20 protein-coding genes are annotated in these 22626 nt (G+C 37.9%); 4 read left to right on the forward strand and 16 right to left on the reverse strand.

The annotated features are described in order from the left end of the window. Positions 1-122: 122 nt before the first annotated feature. Both GAB14E_RS16580 and GAB14E_RS16575 read left to right on the forward strand, forming a co-directional pair. A complete protein-coding gene (locus GAB14E_RS16580; RefSeq protein ID WP_033081299.1) occupies positions 123-428 on the forward strand; it encodes a hypothetical protein in 306 nt (101 codons plus the stop codon). Between the two features lie 216 nt (positions 429-644). Then, the gene (locus GAB14E_RS16575) at positions 645-1244 is read left to right on the forward strand and encodes a Yip1 family protein (protein ID WP_033081300.1); all 600 of its coding nucleotides are present in this window, start codon (positions 645-647) and stop codon (positions 1242-1244) included. Between the two features lie 127 nt (positions 1245-1371). On the opposite strand, the gene purF is transcribed toward GAB14E_RS16575, so the two are convergent. From purF to fabB, 10 genes are all read right to left on the reverse strand, one after another. After that, entirely contained in the window at positions 1372-2889 is a 1518-nt protein-coding gene (gene purF / locus GAB14E_RS16570; RefSeq protein ID WP_033081301.1) for an amidophosphoribosyltransferase, read from the reverse strand. Positions 2890-3045: 156 nt separating this feature from the next. Further along, the gene (locus GAB14E_RS16565; RefSeq protein ID WP_033081302.1) at positions 3046-3528 is read right to left on the reverse strand and encodes a CvpA family protein; all 483 of its coding nucleotides are present in this window, start codon (positions 3526-3528) and stop codon (positions 3046-3048) included. Between the two features lie 90 nt (positions 3529-3618). Further along, positions 3619-4239: an SPOR domain-containing protein gene (locus tag GAB14E_RS16560; RefSeq protein WP_033081303.1), complete on the reverse strand. Its 621-nt coding sequence runs from the start codon at positions 4237-4239 to the stop codon at positions 3619-3621. A 108-nt stretch (positions 4240-4347) separates the two neighbouring features. Then, positions 4348-5667, reverse strand: coding sequence for a bifunctional tetrahydrofolate synthase/dihydrofolate synthase (gene folC, locus GAB14E_RS16555; protein WP_033081304.1), 1320 nt, complete (start codon positions 5665-5667; stop codon positions 4348-4350). A 60-nt stretch (positions 5668-5727) separates the two neighbouring features. Beyond that, the gene (gene accD, locus GAB14E_RS16550) at positions 5728-6585 is read right to left on the reverse strand and encodes an acetyl-CoA carboxylase, carboxyltransferase subunit beta (RefSeq protein ID WP_033081305.1); all 858 of its coding nucleotides are present in this window, start codon (positions 6583-6585) and stop codon (positions 5728-5730) included. 177 nt (positions 6586-6762) lie between these two features. Continuing rightward, positions 6763-7542, reverse strand: a complete 780-nt coding sequence (gene truA, locus GAB14E_RS16545; protein ID WP_033081306.1) for a tRNA pseudouridine(38-40) synthase TruA — start codon at positions 7540-7542, stop codon at positions 6763-6765. A gap of 130 nt (positions 7543-7672) precedes the next feature. Beyond that, positions 7673-11296: a FimV/HubP family polar landmark protein gene (locus tag GAB14E_RS16540; RefSeq protein WP_033081307.1), complete on the reverse strand. Its 3624-nt coding sequence runs from the start codon at positions 11294-11296 to the stop codon at positions 7673-7675. Between the two features lie 480 nt (positions 11297-11776). Further along, positions 11777-12796 (reverse strand): aspartate-semialdehyde dehydrogenase, encoded by a 1020-nt coding sequence (locus tag GAB14E_RS16535; RefSeq protein WP_033081308.1) that lies wholly within the window; start codon positions 12794-12796, stop codon positions 11777-11779. Positions 12797-12809: 13 nt separating this feature from the next. Next, positions 12810-14009, reverse strand: coding sequence for a 4-phosphoerythronate dehydrogenase (locus GAB14E_RS16530; protein WP_033081309.1), 1200 nt, complete (start codon positions 14007-14009; stop codon positions 12810-12812). Between the two features lie 204 nt (positions 14010-14213). Next, complete coding sequence (gene fabB, locus GAB14E_RS16525; protein ID WP_033081310.1) at positions 14214-15425, reverse strand: beta-ketoacyl-ACP synthase I; 1212 nt, start codon at positions 15423-15425, stop codon at positions 14214-14216. 259 nt (positions 15426-15684) lie between these two features. Here fabB and mnmC point away from each other — a divergent pair, with 259 nt between their 5' ends. Next, positions 15685-17739 (forward strand): bifunctional tRNA (5-methylaminomethyl-2-thiouridine)(34)-methyltransferase MnmC2/FAD-dependent 5-carboxymethylaminomethyl-2-thiouridine(34) oxidoreductase MnmC1, encoded by a 2055-nt coding sequence (gene mnmC, locus GAB14E_RS16520; protein WP_033081311.1) that lies wholly within the window; start codon positions 15685-15687, stop codon positions 17737-17739. Positions 17740-17824: 85 nt separating this feature from the next. On the opposite strand, the gene GAB14E_RS16515 is transcribed toward mnmC, so the two are convergent. From GAB14E_RS16515 to GAB14E_RS16505, 3 genes are read right to left on the reverse strand one after another with little or no spacing between them, the layout of a single operon-like run. Next, complete coding sequence (locus tag GAB14E_RS16515) at positions 17825-18124, reverse strand: YfcL family protein (RefSeq protein WP_033081312.1); 300 nt, start codon at positions 18122-18124, stop codon at positions 17825-17827. Between the two features lie 39 nt (positions 18125-18163). Next, a complete protein-coding gene (locus GAB14E_RS16510; protein WP_033081313.1) occupies positions 18164-19327 on the reverse strand; it encodes an ATP-NAD kinase family protein in 1164 nt (387 codons plus the stop codon). Positions 19328-19346: 19 nt separating this feature from the next. After that, positions 19347-19934, reverse strand: coding sequence for an elongation factor P hydroxylase (locus GAB14E_RS16505; protein ID WP_269429101.1), 588 nt, complete (start codon positions 19932-19934; stop codon positions 19347-19349). Positions 19935-20171: 237 nt separating this feature from the next. Here GAB14E_RS16505 and GAB14E_RS23940 point away from each other — a divergent pair, with 237 nt between their 5' ends. Beyond that, positions 20172-20876, forward strand: coding sequence for a helix-turn-helix transcriptional regulator (locus tag GAB14E_RS23940; RefSeq protein WP_052093511.1), 705 nt, complete (start codon positions 20172-20174; stop codon positions 20874-20876). 121 nt (positions 20877-20997) lie between these two features. On the opposite strand, the gene GAB14E_RS16500 is transcribed toward GAB14E_RS23940, so the two are convergent. From GAB14E_RS16500 to GAB14E_RS16490, 3 genes are read right to left on the reverse strand one after another with little or no spacing between them, the layout of a single operon-like run. Further along, entirely contained in the window at positions 20998-21783 is a 786-nt protein-coding gene (locus GAB14E_RS16500) for a CsgG/HfaB family protein (protein WP_033081315.1), read from the reverse strand. Between the two features lie 4 nt (positions 21784-21787). After that, complete coding sequence (locus tag GAB14E_RS16495) at positions 21788-22204, reverse strand: curli assembly protein CsgF (protein ID WP_033081316.1); 417 nt, start codon at positions 22202-22204, stop codon at positions 21788-21790. Positions 22205-22233: 29 nt separating this feature from the next. Continuing rightward, positions 22234-22626, reverse strand: a complete 393-nt coding sequence (locus GAB14E_RS16490; protein ID WP_033081317.1) for a CsgE family curli-type amyloid fiber assembly protein — start codon at positions 22624-22626, stop codon at positions 22234-22236.

Raw genomic sequence — 22626 nt, forward strand, 5'->3', positions numbered from 1 at the left:
TTATCTCAGCTCTCAATAGCCAGTTAATTCGTTTGGAGGAATAAGGTTTATTGCGCTATTTTAAAAGTCTATTTCTTGAGATACTAGCAAAATATGTTTTTTACCTTACATAGATCAAACTTATGCCTTCTATTATAAAAAAAGCACTAACCTGTAAAAATTCAGCTAAAAACCTTGTTAAAAAACATGATCAATTGATACATAGCGAAAATATGAAAGTGACCTCACATGTTCAGCGGGAGTGTGAGGATTGGATAATTAATACAATAATGCTTGATAACCTTGATGTGCCGTTCAAATACAAACGCAAAAAACTTTATCGAAGCCTACAGGGACAAAGAGTTAATTTAACTTATTACCTTGAAAATGAAATGATTGCCGGCTTTAGTATTGAAGTCATGTCAGTAGTACGTATTAAGATTAGCTAACCAAATCAGCCCCCCTATCATTCCTTATCGCATAAAATTATTAAAAATACATTTAATAGAGCTTTATTGTTTATTTTTACAGCAACACTTGACGGGGCCCTTTATATATTTCATAAATAAAGGAGTAATAATAAGAGTACTGATGGTTTAATAAGTTTTGTTGTGTATTTTGACTTAAAAGTACTTTCCGAATACTTACGTGCGAGAGGAATGATTATGATACTAAATCACATATGGGGGCTATATGCCCACCCAAAAGAAGAGTGGCATGTTATTGAAAAACGTCATGAAAGCTTAAGTTATAGTTTAATGCACATTTTAACCATAGCGCTTATTCCTGCAATAAGTTGTTATTACGCTACAGCCTACATTGGCTGGACTATTGGTGTTGGTGACCCGATAAAAATAAGCGTTGAAAGTGCTCAAATTATGGCTATCGGCATGTATCTTGGTTTGATTTTTGGTGTATTCGCTTTAGCTTACCTTATTCAATGGATGGCAAAAACTTTTGATTCTAAGCCTGATTTTGTTCAAGCTCTTGAATTAGCTGCATATACCGCGACGCCATTATTGATGGTAGGTATTACCGCATTATTCCCTGTTTTATGGTTTGTCGCCTTAGCTGGCCTTGCTGCCGTAGTCTATTCAATCTATTTATTATATTCAGGCGTGCCCATTATGATGAATATTCCTGAGGAAAAGGGCTTTATATATTCGAGTTCAGTAGTAACATGTGGGCTAGTTTTATTAGTAGGCTTAATGGCGTTTACCGCAATGATGTGGACTATGGGTTTTGGACCTGAATTCGTCTCTTAACATTCGCTAACTTAGCAGTTTAAATAAAAAAGCCTTATTTCTCTAATAGATAATAAGGCTTTAATTTAATAGCAATACAGGCTTAATAACTTAAACTATTAATCTCTATATTTAAGAAAATAGAAAACTACTCTGCACCTTCATTATGCATATCAATTATAGAATCAGCATTTTTATCTGATTCTTCTTTAGTAGTATTATTACGTAAAGCATCTAATCTTTCTAAATAATCTTGGTTAATATCATTAGTGACATAGTTACCGTCAAACACTGATGTATCAAATGACTTAATGTCTGGATTACCAGCACCTACAGCAGTAATTAAGTCCTCAATAGATTGATAGATTAACTTATCAGCACCAATGAGGTCACAAATATCATCCAACTCTCGACCATGAGCAATTAACTCATTGGCACTTGGCATATCTATACCATAAACGTTAGGGAACCTTACCTCTGGCGCAGCTGAAGCAAAATAAACTTTCTTTGCTCCGGCGGCACGTGCCATATCAATGATTTGCTCAGAGGTAGTGCCTCGAACAATAGAATCATCAACCAATAAAACATTCTTACCCTTGAACTCAGTACCAATAGCGTTAAGCTTTTGTCGCACAGATTTTTTACGTTGTTCTTGTCCCGGCATAATAAAGGTTCTACCAATATAACGGTTTTTAACGAAACCTTGGCGATATGGTAAATCAAGATGATGCGCTATTTGCAAAGCAATATCACAAGATGTTTCAGGAATAGGTATAACAACATCAATATCAATGTCCTGCCACTCAACAGCTATTTTCTCACCTAGCTTAGTACCCATTTCTACACGAGAAGCGTACACCGACATTTTATCCATTGTTGAATCAGGACGAGCAAAATAAACAAATTCAAAAATACATGGACTATAAACAGGGCTTTCAGCACATTGCTGGCTATGAATTTGGCCTTTTTCTGAAAAGAAAATAGTTTCACCTGGCGCAACATCACGGACAAATTCAAAATTACATGCATCAAGCGCCACTGATTCAGAGGCAACCATATATTCAATACCTTGCTCGGTTTCACGCTTACCAAACACTAAAGGTCTGATGCCATTAGGGTCACGAAAAGCAATCATGCCATGACCAACAATTAAAGCGACAGTTGCATAAGCACCACGAACACGTTTATGAAGCTTGGCTACTGCGGTAAAAATATCATCAGGGGTAAGCGCAATATTTTCACTTTGTTGTAATTCATGAGCCAAAATATTCAGTAACACTTCAGAATCTGATGTGGTATTAACATGGCGACGAGCTTCATTAAATAACCATGCTCTTAATTCTTCAGCATTAGTTAAGTTACCATTATGCGCTAATGACAAACCAAATGGCGAGTTTGCATAAAATGGTTGAGCTTCTGAAGAGCTAGAAGTTCCCGCTGTAGGATAGCGAATATGTCCAATACCAATATTACCTTGCAAGCGAAGCATATGACGGGTGTGAAAAACATCTTTCACCAAGCCATTGCCTTTACGTAACCTGAAAGTATTATTATGAATAGTTACAATACCTGCAGCATCTTGACCACGATGCTGAAGTACTGTTAATCCGTCATAAATATACTGACTAACAGCGGTTTTACCTACTATACCAACAATGCCACACATGAATTTTTCTCCACAAAAAAAATATTTTCAATAGTTATATGATCTACATGGGGTAAGCCACTACATAAATATTGAGTTATAAGGCATCAAAATAATGCCTTATAAGTTATTGCACACGGAATTACTCCGTATAGACTTAGCTATTAGTTACAACAACTAAGTTAAAAAACTTGATGAGCCTTTAAGGTACTCAAAGAACCATTCAACAACGAGAGTAAACTCTGGAATTAATTGAGAGCTTTGCCACCACTGTGTTTTTGCTGCACCAGTAAAAGCATCAACAAAAAATAACAAAGCGCTAATAATAAGTACGCCACGAAGCGCGCCAAAGACTAAACCTAATATACGATCAGTACCTGAGAGCCCGGTTTTACTAACCAATTGCCCAATGAGATAATTAACCAAAGCACCAAGTACTAAAGTTGTAATGAAAAGAATGGCAATGGCTGCAGCATTTCGCAAGAATTGATCAGAAATATTTGTTAAAAGGTTGGCGAGGTTGGCGTAAAAGGTACTAGCAATAAAGAAAGCGCTGATCCAAATAACTAGAGATACCGCTTCTTTTGCAAAGCCCCGCACCAAACTAACTAGTGTTGATATGCCTATGATGGCCAAAATGGCGTAATCTATCCAAACCATAACTTGAGTGTCTCGTTGAGTTTCTCTAAATTAGAGGCGCACATTCTACCAGAAGCCACCAAATAATACCTAATCATTTATAAAAGCGTATTACTTATTAGGTTCAAAGTACGCGACTTTGCCTTGAATATTTGTAAGCTTTTTCAAGGCAGGAAGTTTTTTAATCATGGCTGATTTTATTAGTTCAGGTCCTATAATGACTTTAGTTAACGTACCCTGCTTGGTTTTGATTGGTTTAGTGAAAGCGATATAACCTTTTGATTTCAACTTTTTTAATAACTGGGCAACATTGTCTTTGTCTTTAAAACTGCCTAGGTGAATCACCCAGGCCTCTTTAGCAATTGCTTTTTCAGGTAAGTTTGCAACTGACTTCTTCGCTATTCTAACTGGCGGCTTCACAATAGCTTTAGTGCTTGGTACTTTAACTTTTATCTTCTCGGTTTGTTGGCTTGAACCTTGAGGCAAGTTTTCCGTTGCTATATCGTCAATAGCTGTTTCATTTGAAATTGGCGTGACCTTTTGATGTACTAACTTATCTTCAGGGAAAGGCTTGTTTGTCAACTTACCTGAAAACACTTCGGCTTGTGGAATAGCTTCAAAATCAGCTTGGTGTGACTGTTTTTCACCATCCAGTACATCTGGTAGGAAAATGATAACCACGGCTGCGACAATGATAGTACCGACAAGACGATTTTGAAACGGTGTAGACAAGAGACACTCCTAATTAATACAACTTTACCTATTCGGGAAAACTTATATGTCAAAATTAATACGGCACAGTTAATACAATATAAGTCACACTTAAAAATCACTCTCAAGCTAACAAGTAATTAGCTGAGATCTGATTTTCGCAACAGTAAAAAAAGAGCCAAAAACAAGAATTAAGTCACTTGAACTCGCCTGCTCGCTCGCCATTTTAAATGCCTCATCGACATTGTCAAAACAATTAATTGCTTCAGTAAATTCTGCTAACTTACTTTGCATTGCTTCTTTAGTTGCAGCCCTTGGCACGCTTAGTGCTCCGGCATACCAAAAATCAATATCATCTTTTAGTGATAATAAACTAGCGCTGATATCTTTATCGCCCAGCATTGCAACCACAGCAAATACCTTTTGATAGTTATGTTGTGCTTTTAACTGCTTAATATGATTTGCTAAGTAACGTGTTGCTTGCGGGTTATGGCCGACATCAAGAATAACATCGCATTGGTTTACATGTTCAATTAACTCGGTTCGCCCTGCCACCTTTGTTATTGAAATAACTCGATTGACAAAATCACTAGTAAGCGTTAATTCGAGCTTTTCTAAGACCATTAAAGCTGTTGCAACATTATCTTGCGGAATGAAGGGAGCTTTAAGCCCCTTCAACCTAGTTTTTGTTGTTTGCCATTGCCATTGTCGTTGAGTACTTTCATTTTTAATGACAAACTCACTTTCACGTAAAAATAACCGCCCACCATGATGAGCATGTAAAGTTCCAGCGTGTGTTAACACCGACTTAGGTATATTGGCATCACCAATGACAATATCTTGCCCTTTTCGCATGATGCCTGCTTTTTCAAAGCCAATAGTCTCTTTGTCATTACCTAAAAAATCTTGGTGGTCTAGATCAACTGTGGTGACTACAGCTATATCAGCATCAATAAGATTGGTAGCATCTAAGCGACCTCCTAAACCCACTTCCAGTATGATAAAGGCAGGCTTTACATGCATTAACACCAACAGCGCTGCTAACGTCGTATATTCATAATAACTCAGGGATATTTCTGCACGAGCATGTTCAATAGCTTTAAAAGCATCAATCAATGGCTGATCATCAATATCCTGTTTATTGATTCGTAAACGTTCATTAAAGCGCTCAATATGCGGAGATGAGTAAACGGCAACACCTTGCTCCAAGCCATGAGTTTGGGAGTTGAGTAAGGAATTTTCTATAAAAGCACAGGTAGTGCCTTTACCGTTTGTGCCTGCAACCGTAATAACTTTAGCAAAACTTAGATCAATAGCTAAACGCTGGGCCACTTTGCCTATTCGAGCTAAACCAAGCTCTATCTCGCTACTGTGCAAGTTTTCTAAATAATAAAGCCACTGATCTAGATTAGTAAAATCTTGATAGTGGCTTGAATTTGATTTTGACATTTATTCTATCAACTAAAAGTTTGAGTTAAATAGACAATAACTGCTATTGCTTAGTGCTGCTTACGAAACGACGCTGGCATGTCCCATAAACTTACCTAGCATTCTCGCTATTGTAGTTTTCATTTCACGGCGATCGATGATCATATCAATAGCACCTTTTTCTAATAAAAACTCACTACGTTGGAAACCTTCAGGTAATTTTTCTCTTACTGTTTGCTCAATAACACGAGGTCCTGCAAAGCCAATTAATGCTTTAGGCTCAGCAATATTGATATCACCTAACATAGCAAGACTTGCTGATACACCACCCATAGTTGGATCGGTTAAAACTGACACGTATGGAAGACCTTTTTCGCTCATTTTAGCTAATGCTGCACTGGTTTTTGCCATTTGCATTAATGAGAAAAGAGCTTCCTGCATGCGGGCACCACCACTAGCAGAAAAACAGATAAACGGTATATTATGTTCTAAACAGTACTCAACACCTTTAACAAAACGAGCGCCAACTACAGAAGCCATTGAACCACCTAAAAATGCAAATTCAAAAGCGGCTGCAACAACAGGCATACCATTAATCTCACCTTTCATAACAACTAAGGCGTCTTTTTCACCGGTATTTTTTCTAGCTGCGCTAAGGCGATCTTTGTATCGTTTCGAATCTTTAAACTTTAAGATATCTTGTGCTTCAAATTCTTCACCTAATTCCATACGGTTATCTTGGTCAAGAAAGCTATCGATACGCTTACGTGCACTAATACGCATATGGTGGTCACATTTAGGACACACGGAGATTTGTCGCTCTAACTCAGCTTTATAAAGTACGGCATTACATGAAGTACATTTACTCCAGACACCTTCGGGAATATTACTTTTTTGCGTCGTTTTTGCTTTTGGGAGAATTTTTTCTATCCAGCTCATAATTTTATTTTTGCCTGTTGCAACGAAATATCTGTCGGTTTTTGATGGAAATTCCCCACCAAATTCTATTTTAATTTAATACTAATTCTAAACCGCATATTAGACCATAGTATAACCCATAGAATATAGGAAAAACTGGTCTGCTCAGTAAAAAATCAACAAAATACAATTTTTTATCTATAAAAACAATGGCCCTAAACGACTTTTAGGTAGGTCAAAGTGTTCTGGATAATCAACATCAACAAAATATAACCCTTCTGGTGGTGCTGTTACTCCTGCGAGGCAGCGATTTTTAGCTAACAGCACTTCTTTCATCCAATAAGTCGTCTCCTGTGATTGCCCTACACGCATTAAACTACCAACAATATTTCTTACCATATGATGCAAAAATGCATTGGCTTTGATATCGACTACAAGGTAATCACCCTGTCGAGTGATCCGGCAATGCTTTATGGTTCGCACGGCTGAGTGAGATTGGCAATGTACGGTTCGAAAAGAAGTAAAGTCATGCTGTCCGATAAGGAAGTCAGCACCTTGCTGCATGAGTTTTTCATCTAATGGATAGTGACAATGGCTGATGCCATGGCTTAATATTGCTGAACGTAATCGCTTATTATAAATGATATAACGGTAATTTCGAGCGGTTGCACTAAAGCGGGCATGAAATTCATCATCAACTTTTTTAACCCAAGCTACGGCAACATCACTCGGTAAGTGGGTATTTACACCTAAAGTCCAGGCTACATCTTTTCGTATCTTTAAAGTATCAAAATGAATAACTTGGTTAGTTGCATTAACCCCAGTATCAGTTCGTCCAGCGCACACAACTTCAATCGGTTCATTGGCAATTATAGATAATGCTTTTTCAACTTTTTCTTGTACTGTTATGGCATTATTTTGACGTTGCCAGCCACAATAATTCTTACCATCATACTCAATACCTAACGCATAACGCATGCGAACCTGCCTTTTCTAGTGAGGAGATTATTTTCGCTGCACATTATCCTTTATTTTATGCAGTTAGGCTATTGCTTGTTATTTTATTATCACCCATTAAGTTACCCTATAACTTATCCTATAACTTATTCTATAAAGTATTTAATAGCGCCTGAGCTTCATTTTTTTGAGCTGTATCGCCCTTTAAAATGACTTCTTTCAAAATCACTTGAGCATTTTCTTCATCACTCATTTCTATATACATTTTTGCCAAATCTAATTTACTCGAAATGGAGCCACCCTCATCAACATCAACACCGCTATCACTCTCAGCAAACTGGCCTAAACCAACATCAATATTGGCTTTATCATAAGGCTCTGATTCATCTACTTCGTTTAAAGTCTCAGATAGCAGTTCATCTACGGATACATAATCTTGTGCTGAATTTTGGTCCTCTTCTACGCTAAGGCTTTCTTCGCTAAAGCTATCATCAATTAAATCATCACCAATATCATTCAAGCTGAGTTCAACCTCATCTGACTCAGTTAAACTTGTTGCTGACTCTTCTTCTATATTTGCCAATAGCTCATCAAAATCAACGTTATCTAACTCTTCAATTACTTCTAACGCATCAAGCTCTTCAATATTTTCGGCTTCAGTTGAATCAACAGTTTCAGCTAATAGCTCAGCCAAAACATCTTCGTCGGTAAAGTCTGGTGACAATTCAATTGACTCTAAAGAGCTTTCCTCTGATTGTTTTGTTTCTTCATCAAGTGATTCATCTGCTAATAATTGGCTTAAATCCGCTTCTGAGTACCCCGCAACTACTTGCTCATCAACACCTTCATTATTACCTACATTCATAGCGTCACTAGCAGTTTCATCAATTGGGGTAGCAGTTAGGCTATCACCAATATCTTCTCTCTCATTTGGCTGCTCAGCTTGGGAAGCTTCATCCTTACTAACGGTATCAGCAATAAGTGCATCTATATCCAGTTCATCATCTAGCTCATTACTTTCGCTACTAGTTAATTCTTCTACGGGTAATCCAGCTTGACTTTCTTTAGCGATAATATCGCTAAAGTCAGCAGTAAGAAATGGTGTGACATATTCAGCAGTAAATTCAGCTATTTTAGCTTCGTTTTCTGCTATTTGCTTTTGAATATTTAAATCTTCCGCGCTTATCGAGCTTTCATTATCAGATAGCTTCTCATCAGGTTTTGTATCTTCTGGTGAGCTTGCCATTACAGCTTGTTGCGGCACAGGCGCATTTCCTGACATTGATTCAAGCAGTGCATCAATGTCATCTGGGTCTGTTACATCAACAGCCTCTGCAACTTTTTCTTCCGCTGGCGTTTCATTTACCGAACCATTCACTGAATCAAGTAGTGCATCAATGTCATCTGGGTCAGTTACATCAACAGGCTCTACAATTTTTTCTGCCGCTGCTGGATCATTTACCGAGTCATTCACCGAATCAAGTAGTGCATCAATATCATCAGGGTCAGTTACATCAACAGGCTCTACAATTTTTTCTTCCGCTGGTGTTTCATTTACCGAGTCATTCACCGAATCAAGTAGTGCATCAATATCATCAGGGTCAGTTACATCAACGGGCTCTGCAACTTTTTCTTCCGCAGGCGGTTCATTTACCGAATCATTCACTGAATCAAGCAGTGCATCAATATCATCTGGGTCAGTTACATCAACACGCTCTACAACTTTTTCTTCCGCTGGTGCATCATTCACCGAGTCAAGCAGTGCATCAATGTCATCGGGGTCAGTTACATCAGTAGTGTCTTCTACTTCGGGCTTAGCAGTTGATTCTGAAACTGCATCGAGCAAGGCATCAATGTCATCGGGGTCTGTTACATCGGCAGTGTCTTCTACTTCTGGCTTAGCAGCTGGTTCTGAAACTGCATCGAGCAAGGCATCTATGTCATCTGGGTCTGTTACATCCGCAGTGTCTTCTACTTCTGGCTTAGCAGCTGATTCTGAAACTGCATCGAGCAAGGCATCAATGTCATCTGGGTCTGTTACATCGGCAGTGTCTTCTACTTCTGGCTTAGCAGCTGATTCTGAAACTGCATCGAGCAAGGCATCAATGTCATCTGGGTCTGTTACATCGGCAGTGTCTTCTACTTCAGGCTTAGCAGCTGATTCTGAAACAGCATCGAGCAAGGCATCAATGTCATCAGGGTCTGTTACATCGGCAGTGTCTTCTACTTCTGGTTCAGCAGCTGATTCTGAAACAGCATCGAGCAAAGCATCAATGTCATCTGGGTCTGTTACATCGGCAGTGTCTTCTACTTCTGGCTCAGCAGCTGAATCTGAAACAGCATCGAGCAAGGCATCAATGTCATCTGGGTCTGTTACATCAGCAGCTTCAACTGATGTTTCATCCTCATCAAGATCGCCTAAACCACCAAGTAAATCATTTAAATCATCTTGATTTAATTCTCCGCCTTCAAGCACCTCACTTTCAGGTTCTTCATCTAAGCCTGAGAGCAGCGAATCTAAATCACTTTGATCTAACTCACCGCCTTCAAGGTTTTCAGTATCACTTTCATCATCTAGCAGGATATCTTCAAGATCATCGAGATCATCTAAACTGTCGTCATCATCTAAATGGATAGCGTCAACATCAAGTAACTCATCACTATCATTTTCAATAAGATCTATAGAAAGATCATCATCTAAGTTCAATTCATCATCAAGTGACAAGTCGAGTTCATCATCGAGTGATAATTCATCATCCAAGTTCAGTTCATCATCCAAGTTCAGTTCATCACTGAGTGATAACTCCTCATCAAGAGAAAGTTCATCGGCAACAGCTTCTTTTTTAACTGAGGGGGATTTCTTTTTATTATCTAACTCATTGAAAAACACTTCATCCGAAGCTTGTTGTTTGCGTTTAAACAAGAACACTAATAAAACAAGAAATAACAATGCAGGTAGCGTTCCCATGGCTATTTTAAACCATAAGCTTGAAGTAATATCTTGCTCAGCTAGTTCGGCAAGTTGCTGTTCTAATAATAACTGTTTTTCCCTCGCTTCTGCTTTCTCTAATAATGCTTGTTGCAGTTTGATCATATCGTCCATTTGCAACTTAATTTCTTTGCCTTTAGCCACTTCATCTTGCATAACACCAAGCTTGTCATTAAAAGAACTTAGCCGCTTACGTAAATCATCATTTTCTTTTAAAATAGCTTGCAAACCATCTATTGAGTCTGAGATATCATTCTGAATGTTTGCTAAACGCTTCTGCTGCTCACCATCAATCTTTTGCAGCTGATCATTAATTTCAGTTTTTACTGTCTCTAGATCTTTTTTCTTAATACTCGGCTCTGTTGACACAACCTGTTTAGTCACTTTAGGCTGAGTTTTTTGCCAAACTTTAGCATCACTTTGTGATTTTTGTTTCGCACTCTCGGTGTTTATCGCCATCATATTATTAAAGGATGGGATTTTTAAATATTGCCCTTCAACCAAGTGATTAATATTACTATCAACAAAAGCTTGTGGGTTATCTTGATATAACGCCTGCATTACTTGATAAACACTTAAGCGTGTATCAGGACGAATTCTAGTGGCAATGTTCCACAAGGTATCCTTAGAGGTGATTGGCCCATAGCGATCATAAGGAAAAACATCACTACTTTTAGGTCCTCGCATGCGAATGCCACGTTCCTCTTCTGCATTAACAGGGAAGTGAACGGTGAGTATGCCAATAATAATTACCTGCCATAGGCACAGGCGCAATAATTTTTGCATGGGGATATTCCTAATTTGACTTATTTAACTTATTTAACTTATTTAACTTATTTTAAGTAATGGCGCTGATTATTATATTTGTGCGCCAAAAAAATATCGCATTACTTTCTTTTTATAAGATAAAGCGTCTCAAAAAGATGAAATGCAATCTTTATTCCAAAAAATCATTAACTAACAAGATAATAGCAAATTCATTCAATAAGTCTTCTATTTTTGTAACTCTTAGGTAAATCAATACTGTGTTTTTGAATACCCGCTATATATTAATATTTAATTAGCTAAGTTTGGTTAAGCTTGCCGTACTGTAACAAGATTTAATTAGCTCTTTGGCTGAATTTAAACATTTTCAAACAATTAAATATAAAGCAAAAACAAAAAAACTCGTTAAGAAACTTATTGCTAAGGTTATTAACGAGTTTTTAAATAACTAAGTTAGTTATTAAATTAAGTACTAAAACTTTTTACTTTTATCAGCAAAGACTAGCTTAAATGATCTTTTACTAATAATTCTGCTATTTGCACGCTATTTGTTGCCGCACCTTTACGGACATTATCGGCAACAATCCACATATTTATGCCGCAATTATGGCTGATATCTTCACGAATACGACCAACGTAAGTATCGTCTTTACCACTAGCATCACCAATTTGAGTTGGGAAGTCTTCATCATTACGACAAACAACCACACCAGGGGCTTGCTCTAATAAGTCTTTAACTTCTTCAGCTGAAATAGGTGAATTAGTTTCAATGTGCAACGATTCGCCATGACCAAAGAATACAGGAACACGAACTGCAGTAGGATTAACTAGTACATTTTCATCTCCTAAAATCTTTTTCGTTTCCCAAACCATTTTCATTTCTTCTTTGGTGTAACCATTTTCTAAGAATACATCGATTTGTGGAATAACATTAAAGGCGATTTGACGAGAGAAGTTTTTAGTCTCCACTGGCTTACCACTTAATAAGGCAGCCGTTTGCTTAGCTAATTCATCCATAGCTTCTTTACCACCACCAGAAACTGACTGGTAGGTACAAACGTTTACTCGACTAATACCCACAGCATCATAAATAGGCTTTAATGCCACCATCATTTGAATGGTTGAACAATTAGGATTAGCGATGATATTGCGATTACGGTAATCAGCTAGTGCTTCTGGATTTACTTCAGGCACAACAAGAGGAATATCTGCGTCATAACGAAACTCTGAAGTATTATCAATAACAATACAACCAGCTTCACCCGCTATAGGGGCAAACTTAGCTGAAATGTCACCACCGGCTGAAAAGAAACCAATTTGTGCTTGGCTCCAGTCAAAATGGTCGGCATCAAGTACTTCAATACTTTCGCCATTGAACTCAATGATCTCACCAGCAGAGCGAGCACTTGCTAATGGGTAAAGTTTATTAATTGGGAAATCTCTTTCTTCTAAGATTTCCATTATTGTTTTACCAACTAATCCTGTTGCGCCAAGTATGCATACATCAAATTTCTGTGCCATGATCCTCTCTCTTCTAGTTGGACGATTTACTAAAACCTAAGCGATGTGGCACATCACTTTTGGCATTGGGTGACAAGGTAATCGTAACGGCAGAAAATTCCCTGCGAACGGGGTAATTCTTCCGTAAACTGTCAAATCCTTGTACAAATAATTGTTGACGAAATATTGCATCGTCTCGTCTGACATCGTAAACCATTTTAACTAACTGGTTTAGTAGTATTTGACTAAAACCTTGATTAATTTCAATTGCAGGGATACTTGCCGACGGTAAGAAGTTTTTTAGCTTATATTTTACTGCTATTTTTAACTGTTTACATAATGCCTGATAGAGCATTTCACTGCCACGAGCTTTTCCTTCTAAGCTATAACCGGCAATGTGTGCCGTGGCTATTTCTGTATAAGGAATTAATGCTTCAAGAACCTCAGGTTCACCTTGCCAAACATCGAGCACAACTTTTAAGCCATGACCTGACTGTTTAAGGGCCAATAAAGCATGATTATCAATGACATCGCCTCGGCAAGCACTGATTAAAATTTGATCCTGACGAAGTTCTGCTAAATTTTCTTCATTTAAGAGTTTATTTGTTGGATATTTGCCATCAACAATTTTAGGTACATGTAATGAAATCACATCACAGGCTAAAACCTCAGCCAATGAAACATAACTGCGTTTATCTGTTGCTGTTGTACTGTTATTTTGTACTTTTCCTTCGACTTGCTTTTCTTCAAGTAATGGGTCGCATATTTTATATTCTATGCCTAGAGCGGTTAATTTTTCACTTAAACGAGAGCCAGTATTACCACCACCGACTATACCTACGGTTAACGATGATAAGTTGAGTAGGTAACGCTCAGCTAAAACCACTAAAGCACTTAATACATATTCAGCAACTGAAATGGCATTACAGCCTGGTGCTGAATGAAAACTTATCTTTCTTTTGGCTAAATAGTCTAAATCAATATGATCTGTGCCAATGGTTGCACTACCAACAAAGGATAATTTTTCATTCAAATGAAGTAATTGCTCATTAACCTGAGTGATCGAACGCACCAATAGCACATCAGCATCAGCAACTTGCTCTGCGGACAATGTCCGTCCCGAAAAAGGAACCAACTCTCCCTTCGCATTACCATTAGTTATTTTATTAAAATGACAGAGTTCACTAAAAAACTCTTTGGCAAAGGGCATGTTCTCATCAAAATATATTTTCATTGATTCTAACTAACTGCTTAAGGTATTAAAGGACGTAATTATACGCTTATTTAACTATTAAGTACTAGGTGAAGACAAGCAGATTCATCTAGTACTAGCTATTTCTGAAACTAAAAAACCACATTAAGTATTTACTTAATGTGGTTTTTTTTACATGACTTAGTAACTATGTCTAAGGCATCTGCCTAACTGAACAAGATAAGGTTATTTATATTTTTTCATTACTAAAGTGGCATTAGTACCACCAAAACCGAAGCTGTTAGACATAACAAGGTCTAATTCAACATCACGTTTTTCAGTAACAATATCTAGGCCCTGTGCTTTTTCATCTAAATTATCAACATTAATTGACGGGGCAACAAAGCTATTTTCCATCATCAAAATTGAATAGATAGCTTCGTGAACACCTGCAGCGCCAAGTGCATGACCTGTCATTGCTTTGGTCGCGCTAATCGCTGGTGAATCGTCACCAAATAATTCTTGAATAGCGCCTAACTCTTTAACATCGCCAACTGGCGTTGAAGTGCCATGGGTATTTAAGTAATCAATTTTACCTTCAACACCTTGCATGGCTTGTTGCATACAGCGCACTGCGCCTTCGCCACTTGGCGCTACCATGTCGTAACCATCAGATGTTGCACCGTAGCCAACAAGCTCAGCATAGATATGTGCGCCACGAGCAAGTGCATGTTCTAATTCTTCTACAACAACCATACCGCCGCCGCCAGAAATAACAAAACCATCACGGTCAGCATCATAAGTACGTGAAGCGAGTTCAGGTGTATCATTACGACCCGCTGACAATGCGCCCATGCCATCAAACATCATAGCAAGTGACCAATGAACTTCTTCACCGCCACCAGCAAAAACGATATCTTGCTTGCCAAGTTGAATAAGTTCCATTGCATTACCAATACAGTGAGCACTAGTTGCACAAGCAGAACTAATTGAATAGTTAACACCTTTAATTTTAAAAGGGGTTGCTAAACAAGCTGACACTGTACTGCCCATCGTTTTAGGTACCGCATAAGGACCAACACGACGAATACCACGGCTACGTAAAGTGTCTGTTGAAGCAACAATATTCTCTGATGATGCGCCGCCTGAGCCAGCAACAATACCAGTACGAACATTTGAAATTTGCTCTTCAGTAAGCTTGGCATCTTTAACAGCTTGATCCATAGCAATGTAGGCATAACCTGCCGCATCACCCATAAAACGTACTGCTTTACGGTCAATGTGATCTTTAATCTCTACTGTTGGCTTACCCCAAACATTACTCTTCAAACCTTGCTCTGCAAAACTTTCAGAATGAGTGATACCTGACTTACCAGCTTTTAATGAGGCTAGTACTTCATCAGCATTATTACCAATACTTGAGACAATACCTAGACCTGTTATTACGACACGTTTCATTTAACTAACCATCTATAATTATAAAATTTTGCGCTATTATACTCGTAATAGCCGTTGAACTGGTAGTACTAGTTGCTTGTCACAACAAAAACCAGCGTACACTTGTACACTATAATATGATATCCATTCTAATTTATCTATGACATTTTAACTTAACAATCGTTATTTTCTGCTCGATATCAATATATCGGATAAAACATATAAGGTAAACTAACCTTAAACATGCACTAAAACCATCATTTAAGCAAAAGAATTTTTCATGAAAAAACGAGATAAAACAAATGCCCGCGGTATATTATCCTATCTAGAAGATGGTAGCCCTTATTGCCAGCGTTTTGATGATGTTTATTTTGATAGCGAGTCTGGTTACCAGCAAAATGATTTTATTTTTATTCAAAAAAGTCACATAAAACTACGTTTACAAGCAGCAGAAAAAACTTTCACCGTAGCTGAAACCGGCTTTGGTACCGGCTTAAATTTTCTATTAACCTTACAGGCGTACCAAAAATCGCAACTAGCCTCACCGACACCACTTGCTCCCTTGCATTTCATTAGTGTTGAAAAATATCCACTATCAAAAGAGCAGCTAGTTCAATCTTTATCCCTATTACCGCAATTAGAGCACTTAGCTTTAACACTCATCAATAGTTACCCTGAAGGTGCTGTTGAGCAATTTGAACAAGAGTTTCAAGCAACGTTTTTAAATGGCCAAGTGCGTTTAACACTTATATTTGATGATGCTGCTTTAGCTTACTCTTCTTTGAAATGCTCAAAACAGGGCTTAGTCGATGCTTGGTATCTAGATGGCTTTACTCCACAAAAAAATCCTGACATGTGGAGCAACGATTTATTCACCCAAATTGGCCGATTGTCAAAAGAACAAGCGACACTCACTACGCCAACAGTAACCGAGGTTGTTAAAAGACAGCTAGGCGATATCGGTTTTCGCCTTGAGCAGCAATTAGTACCCGATAAACACCAAATCATGCTTGTCGCTGTCATGCAAAGTAACCCGTTAACAAATAAAGGTTACCAATTAAGACCCGCCATTATAAAGCCTAAACATGTCACTATTATTGGCGGCGGTATCGCATCTGCGTGCTTAGCATATTCACTCACTAAGCAAGGGGTAGAAGTTACCTTGTATTGTAAAGATGCCTCACTTGCTCAAGGTGGTTCAAGTAATGCTATTGGCGCTTTATATCCTTTATTGCACCAGCAAAAAGATGATATCAGCGCTTTTTATCAGCAAGCTTTTTGGCGCGCGAAAGCGCTCTATACAGAAATATCTGAGCAAGGCCATTCATTCGACCATCAATGGTGTGGTTTATTAGAAGTATCTTATAAAGCAGCATTAACGAATAGACAATTAACATTTGAAAAAATGAATACTTGGCCTAAAGCTCTTATCCATGGTGTCGATGCTAAACAAGCCAGTGAACTTGCCAATATAGAATTACCTTATGGTGGACTTTTTATGCCTAACGCCGGCTGGATATCACCGCAAGACTTAGTTAAGAAAATGTTTAATGCGGCTAAAACAAGTAACCGCTTAACAATAGTGACCGATACCCATATTACTAAGATACGACAGATTACTAGCACTGTAGATGAAAGCAGCACATCATGGTGTTTATCGAGTAAGCAAGGAGAATTTAACGCCAGTGTTTTGGTCATCTGCGGCGGTGCAGATTCGATTGAAATTGAGCAACTAAAAGCTCTACCGCTGACGGCTACCCGCGGTCAAATCACCAGTATGACCACAAATAGCAAGATAAATAAGCTAGCTACCGTTATATGTCATAAGGGCTACTTAACCCCAGAAAATAAAGGCATCCACTGTATAGGTGCTACCTTTCAGAAAAACGATACCAATATCACCCCAAATAAGGCTGATGATAACTATAATTTAACTATGTTAGATAAGTGTTTACCCGAGTTATCAGCGACAATTAATTGGCAAGAACAAGATATTTCTACCAGTAAAGCAAGGTTACGCTGTATGTCGCAAGACCACCTACCCTTAGTTGGCGCAGTGCCCAATATCAGCGAACATATAAAAGCTTACCCACATTTGGCCAAAGATAAAAATTGGAAATACATTCAGCCTGCACCCTGCATTGAAAACCTCTATGTATTACTTGGGCTTGGTGCCCGCGGTTTGTGCTCAGCGCCGTTAGCCGCCGATATTTTAACAGCCGAGTTATGTAACATTCCCTACCCTATGGATAACCAAATGTTATTTAATTTAAGCCCTAACCGCTTTATCATCAGAGATATAATTAAAAGAAAACTAGCCAATGAAACTGGCTAGCTTAGCCTGACTTAGTTTGAGCCCAGTTTGAGCCCAGTTTGAGCCCAGTTTGAGCGTAGCTTTCTCTTCTTCATTTAGATGGCAATTATAGAGCTATTTTCTTTTGAGTATCCAACCAAAAGTTAGTCACTATGGCATGATCTTGCGGGGAGAGTTCTGTTTTTGCTTGACTGATCTTTTGGTTAACCCCATCAATTAGCGCAACAGAAATAGCTTGGTTCTCGTCGCCAAATTCGGTTGCTACTAAAGATAAAAAACCGCGTAGATAACCACTGGCAAATAGAGTATCACTGTCGATATCTTTTTCGAATAAATCATCTAAATATTGATAAAAATCGGCAACGCTAGTTAACGTCTGAGCTGGAGTATTTGAATTAGCTGGCATATAAATCACTTTGAAAATGTTAAGTTAGTTTTTAAAATATTATTGTGGGCTAGCAAGTGGGTAAAGGACTTGGTCTTTATAGCCTGTTGTTATCGGCATAAATCCGGCAAGCTGCTGATCTAGCTCGCTATCACCGGTATCGCTAATTAAGGGCTTATTTTCCAAAGCCGATAATTTAGCTTTTGTGGCAATAATCATTATATTATCGCAGCCACCTGGCTGCGCTAAAATAGTACGAATGACACGGGGGCTTAATTGCTGATTACCACGACCAAAAACATGCCCTTGCCCGCCTATTAAGGTAATAACAAGCTTGCTTATGCCTTGAAAATCAGTAATTGCTTTATATAGCTGCTCTTCAGTTACATCTGCTGCTGTAAGAGATTGCTCGCTAACAATATCAACACCGAGCAAGGTATTATCAAGGTTCAATTCTGTCATTAAAAAAGCAGTCGTAGAGCCCGAGCCGATGATAAATTGCCTTTCATCATAATTGTTCATTTCTTCGATAACATTGGCAGCAATATCTTGCAGCACAAATTCATCACTTTCTTTACCGCCTGATTTAACCGCTTGCACATAGCGCAATTCACTGGGGATTTTCATCTCGCTATACCGTTTTGCTTTTACTATTCCTTGTCTAAAGAGGCTTTCGTCTATATCCATAACATCACCGGTAGTTAATGTAACAAGCTCTTTAGTCACCATTAATTCAATAATTCGACCAGCGGCTTTAGGCGTAATAGCATAAACTCCAGAATGAATTTTACACCCTGCAGGTATGCCTAATACCGGTACTTGCTGATATTCATCGTCAGTAGCAACAATATTAGCAATATCTCGCGCCGTACCATCACCACCAGCAAACAAAATAATATCTACGCCATTTGTCAATAAAGCTTGTGCTGCTAACTTGCTATCATCGCTTAGCGTATATTTTTGCTTGGCTTGATAAGACACTTCAACATTGAATCCTAATTCACGAGCACACTGCTCACCCATTTGATCATTAGCAGTATAAATTACAATTTCATCTTGATAAGGTAGTAGTATTTCAAGAGCCATTTTTGCTCGGGCATTAGCTTGCGGTATTGCTCCTAATGCTAAAGCATGCTTTTCCATACCATCACTGCCTTTAAGGGCAACACTACCACCGATTCCCGCAATAGGATTAATTATAAAACCGAGTTTAAATTTGTTCATGACTTATCTCCGTTTATTACTACAGCGTAAAGCGCTGAGGGACTAGCGGTAATGGCGTTTGATAAAAATCAGCCAACGCAGTTATAAATTTTTGTGCCTCTTTGGGAAAGCCAGTAGTTAAATAAACTTCCACTTGTTGATAAACAGCCTGTTTAAAAACCGCACGGTCAGTAGTGCCAGTGCCTGATAAGTTATCTATTGATACATCAAACTTTTTTCCTACCGCAGCACAAAACGCCCATTCTATTGCTTGTGGCTTTATTTCTACTTGTTCAAATTTAAGTTGTTGTGCCTGGTCGCGCCCATCAGGAATATACCAATAACCAAAGTCTTCCAATAAACGCCTAGCTGAGCCAGCTAAACACCAATGGGCAACTTCATGTAAAGCACTGGCATAAAAGCCATGAGCAAAAATTATGCGATGATAGTTGCATATTTCATTTTTTGGAGCATAGAGTGGCTCATCACTACCTTTAATCAGCTGAGTATTCATACTGGTACTAAAAGTATGATTAAAAATATGAATTAAATCTTGATATTGGTATGACATACACAGCGCAGGTAAAAATGAAAAACGTATTCTAACTAAAACCCTTAGTGCTTGCACTGGCTATTTTTATAGAAACTGCCAAAGGTTTCAATACTCAAGGTCAAATCATATTAACGCCACATCGAGCTAACCATGTATTTGTTTACAACTAAAATCTTTAACGTAATTAGCTATGCTCTTAAATGTTATATTTATGTAAATATAGATAGCTTATTGTCAATGTATCATGGTATTAATTAACAGTAGTGTCAGTTTTTAAAAAGATACTAATTATCATCAAGGAAGATATAATGTATGCGCTTAATTAATAAAGATAAACTCAAGGCATTTTTTTTAATAAGTGGTGGCGAAAATAATATCATCACAGAAAATTTTCATCCATCCATTCATCATTTTACTGGCTTAGTTCAAACCTGTAACATTGATACAACGGTAGATAAAACAGTGCCTGACATTGCCCAAAGCAAAAGTTATAATTTAATTTTTATTGATTTATATAACTGTACTTGGGGTGATGAAATTCCCTTAGCGATACAGAAAATAGTACATAACGCACGCACTGTTTTTTTTAATGCTCAAAAAGATAAATACGATGAAAAAAAATTGTTATTATTAGGGCTTGAAGGCATTTTTTATCTGAATGAGCGTCTTGAAATTATTTTGAGAGGCATCACAAAATTGCAACAAAATGAGCGATGGTTCAAACGCGAAACAATGAACAGCGCATTAAATGAATTACTTATTAAAAAACACAACTCAAACTTACTTTCGGCACGTCCTCTTCAATGCCCGATAAACCTACCTAGCCTGACTCGACGTGAAAACACTATTATAGGTTTAGTATCATGTGGGGCAAAAAATCAAGAGATTGCTGAGCAGCTCCATATCAGTCCTAATACAGTAAAAACCCACTTGTACAGTATTTTTCGAAAAACCAGTTCCCGCAATCGTATAGAGTTGATTAGTTGGACACAGAGTTATGCTGCAAGTATTAACTAATCTGAACTCTGGATAATATTGAGAAAATGCTGCTTATCCAGACTTCAGGTTAACTAAGCAATAAAAAAGCCAGTACTTAATCACTGGCTTTTTTATATTTGATTCACTGCCTAAAGATAAATTAGCTATTAGTGCGCCAAACTTTTCGCTTAATACCTTTTTTAACCAATTCCGTGATCGCCTTTTCTATCGCTTGTTGCACACAAACATGCATCGGCTCATTATCACTAAAACCGCCTTCGACTTCAGCTAAACGTTTAAAACTAACATAACGGAAAAATCCAGCACGTACTTCTTGACTCAACACCTTTTTATTTGTTGATACCGAGACTAAAACTTGCCCTGTACGTACATCAACTGCACGCATATAAACCGTAATTTGATCTTCACGATAAAGTTCAGAAGCGCCAATACCAAAATACTCAGCACCAAAGCCACCGGTTTTAGTATTAGAGTCATAACTAATAATACCACCCTCAAGTAGTATTTTCGCGGTAGTTAGTGGCGGTAACTCGATATGTTCAGTGGCTTTGTTGGCTTTGTTTGCCGCACGGGTAATTTTTCGTTCAGTTAATACGTTTTGTAAACCTTCCCGTTCAACCGGTAAAAACCAATCAGAATCGCTTAATGCTTGCATCAAAATAGACGTTGCCCCTTGCGTTACCGCTGTAGAAAACGAACTAACATTGGCTTGTGGTTTATATTGTCCTGTTTGGTCTCGATAAGCGTAAACCGAAACAGGTATTGCACCTTTAGGTTTAGGTAAAGCCCTAAGCTCTTTAAAACTTTCTAATGGCATCATTTTTGTCGCTAAAGACTTATCTGGAGGAATAAGGCGACTGGTAGACTCAAGAACACTACAAGCCGACAATAGGCTGAATAATGCGACTACTAGAATCATTTTCATGGGGTTATCCAAACTTAGGTATTTCAATTATGGTCACTTTATCTGTCAATAAGTCAGTAACTTCTATGGTGATACTGTCACTATTAGACGATAAAATATCAATTTGATAATCGCCACTAATAAAGGTGCTATCTTCATCATTATTTATTACCGCACTTTCTCCTAATACCGTATCTTTATATTTACTGACTATATCGCTAAGTGTTGCACGTTCAAGTGCGTCAGATACTTTTTCCTCAAAGCTTTTTCTACTTTGCGGCGCCTTATGTTTATTTTGCCCTTGTGCTTTTCCTAACAGATAACTGCCATTTAATGGGCTGCCACCGAAACTTGGGTTAACTGGTTTATAAACCAATTCAGAGCCTGATACATAACTACTTACGCTAATACTAATAACTAACGCTAAAATTATTTTTTTCATTATTACTACCTTTATAATTTCATTAATGACTACCAACCATCTCCAGCCATATCAAGACTCTCTTGGCGATATTGAGACCTTTTCATAGCATCAATTAATATAAATATCGCTTGTTCTACCTTTTCTTTAACCGGTGTTTGCCTGCGTCCAAAATGAGTAGCATAAATAGCTTGTCCATTAAGTTTTAATGTAAGCCTAGTGCCTGCTCTTGGTACTAGTTGCTCTATTATTTGAACATTGATGCCTTGGGTATTTGGAATATCTCGCCATAACTGGCTGAATTCATAATAAAAATCATGACCTAAACGGCTCTTGGTATTATCAAGCAGCAAACCACCAATTTCGACTTCGTTATTAGCATGAGATAAAATAGTAAATAGCATGGCAAGTGTTACCAGCCATATACGGATATATTTAGTCAT

This window comes from Colwellia psychrerythraea (assembly GCF_000764185.1).
Taxonomy (GTDB): Bacteria; Pseudomonadota; Gammaproteobacteria; order Enterobacterales; family Alteromonadaceae; genus Colwellia; species Colwellia psychrerythraea_B.

Bases quoted from the DNA above. Each gene is read 5' to 3' on its own strand.
- GAB14E_RS16580 (WP_033081299.1), top strand. From the start codon at position 123: ATGCCTTCTATTATAAAAAAAGCACTAACCTGTAAAAATTCAGCTAAA.
- GAB14E_RS16575 (WP_033081300.1), top strand. From the start codon at position 645: ATGATACTAAATCACATATGGGGGCTATATGCCCACCCAAAAGAAGAG.
- purF (WP_033081301.1), bottom strand. From the start codon at position 2,889: ATGTGTGGCATTGTTGGTATAGTAGGTAAAACCGCTGTTAGTCAGTAT.
- GAB14E_RS16565 (WP_033081302.1), bottom strand. From the start codon at position 3,528: ATGGTTTGGATAGATTACGCCATTTTGGCCATCATAGGCATATCAACA.
- folC (WP_033081304.1), bottom strand. From the start codon at position 5,667: ATGTCAAAATCAAATTCAAGCCACTATCAAGATTTTACTAATCTAGAT.
- accD (WP_033081305.1), bottom strand. From the start codon at position 6,585: ATGAGCTGGATAGAAAAAATTCTCCCAAAAGCAAAAACGACGCAAAAA.
- truA (WP_033081306.1), bottom strand. From the start codon at position 7,542: ATGCGTTATGCGTTAGGTATTGAGTATGATGGTAAGAATTATTGTGGC.
- GAB14E_RS16540 (WP_033081307.1), bottom strand. From the start codon at position 11,296: ATGCAAAAATTATTGCGCCTGTGCCTATGGCAGGTAATTATTATTGGC.
- GAB14E_RS16535 (WP_033081308.1), bottom strand. From the start codon at position 12,796: ATGGCACAGAAATTTGATGTATGCATACTTGGCGCAACAGGATTAGTT.
- GAB14E_RS16530 (WP_033081309.1), bottom strand. From the start codon at position 14,009: ATGAAAATATATTTTGATGAGAACATGCCCTTTGCCAAAGAGTTTTTT.
- fabB (WP_033081310.1), bottom strand. From the start codon at position 15,425: ATGAAACGTGTCGTAATAACAGGTCTAGGTATTGTCTCAAGTATTGGT.
- mnmC (WP_033081311.1), top strand. From the start codon at position 15,685: ATGAAAAAACGAGATAAAACAAATGCCCGCGGTATATTATCCTATCTA.
- GAB14E_RS16515 (WP_033081312.1), bottom strand. From the start codon at position 18,124: ATGCCAGCTAATTCAAATACTCCAGCTCAGACGTTAACTAGCGTTGCC.
- GAB14E_RS16510 (WP_033081313.1), bottom strand. From the start codon at position 19,327: ATGAACAAATTTAAACTCGGTTTTATAATTAATCCTATTGCGGGAATC.
- GAB14E_RS23940 (WP_052093511.1), top strand. From the start codon at position 20,172: ATGCGCTTAATTAATAAAGATAAACTCAAGGCATTTTTTTTAATAAGT.
- GAB14E_RS16500 (WP_033081315.1), bottom strand. From the start codon at position 21,783: ATGAAAATGATTCTAGTAGTCGCATTATTCAGCCTATTGTCGGCTTGT.
- GAB14E_RS16495 (WP_033081316.1), bottom strand. From the start codon at position 22,204: ATGAAAAAAATAATTTTAGCGTTAGTTATTAGTATTAGCGTAAGTAGT.
- GAB14E_RS16490 (WP_033081317.1), bottom strand. From the start codon at position 22,626: ATGACTAAATATATCCGTATATGGCTGGTAACACTTGCCATGCTATTT.